1 pseudogene is annotated in these 857 nt (G+C 58.8%); it reads right to left on the bottom strand.

Annotated features, from left to right (window positions below):
• A pseudogene (locus tag O3669_RS10865) lies at positions 1 to 734 on the bottom strand (IS256-like element IS1249 family transposase); the annotation flags it as partial.
• Positions 735 to 857: the final 123 nt, after the last annotated feature.

Raw genomic sequence — 857 nt, 5'->3', positions numbered from 1 at the left:
CCTGTTTTGGGGTCTTTGATCATGGTTTTCTCGTTCATCCATTCCCGGTAGATCGTTGAAAACTCGTGCAGTTGCACACCCCACGCGGCGGCTTCATCCAGTGTGGTGATCCGGGTCAGTTTCAGCGCAAGTCGGTAGATGGTGCGCCCGGCATCGGTGCGTGGGTTGGTGGTGGTGTAGCGGCGGACCACGCGTTGGGCGTGGACGAGGCAGCGTTGAATTTTCGTAGTCGGCCAGCACTTTTTGATTGCGCTGTATGCGCCTTGGCCGCCGTCGATGACGGCGATGAGTGGGGCTTCGATGCGTTCAAGCAGCAGTTGGTAGTCGCGGGTGGTTTCGTGTTTGCACCAGTGCCAGGCGATCACGTGGTCGATGGTCGCCGCGACGATCAGGCAGCCACCGGCGGTGTAGGTGCCATCGAGAAATACCTGGTCGTAGATCCGCTTGTGGTGGCCGGCGGTGGGGTCAGGCACATCAACGAGCCAGCACCACTTGAAGCGCCGCTTCATGGTGGCGCGGCTAACACCGTTTCGTTTGGCTAGGTCGTCGAGTGATATTGCGGTGGTGCAATGCTCGATGAACTGGGTGAACACTGCCGCGTTGGTGATGTCGTTTCGACGTTTGACGCTGGAGGCGCCGCATTGTTTGCAGCGCCATCTGGTGGTGCCTTTGCTGGTGGTGCCGTTGCGTTTCATTTCACCGCCGCAGTGGCAGCGTGGTTGGTTCTTCGACATTGCGACACCACACCACGCCGCGCATAGCACATCACGGCTGCCACACCGAGGATTTCCCGTCGGGGGCTAGATATATGCTTCCGGAGCATATACTTTCCGGAAACCTACAGGTCAATCCGTGAA

Source organism: Pauljensenia sp. 20925_1_34 (assembly GCF_041432775.1).
GTDB lineage: Bacteria > Actinomycetota > Actinomycetes > Actinomycetales > Actinomycetaceae > Pauljensenia.
This window is presented reverse-complemented; position numbering and strand designations above follow the sequence as displayed.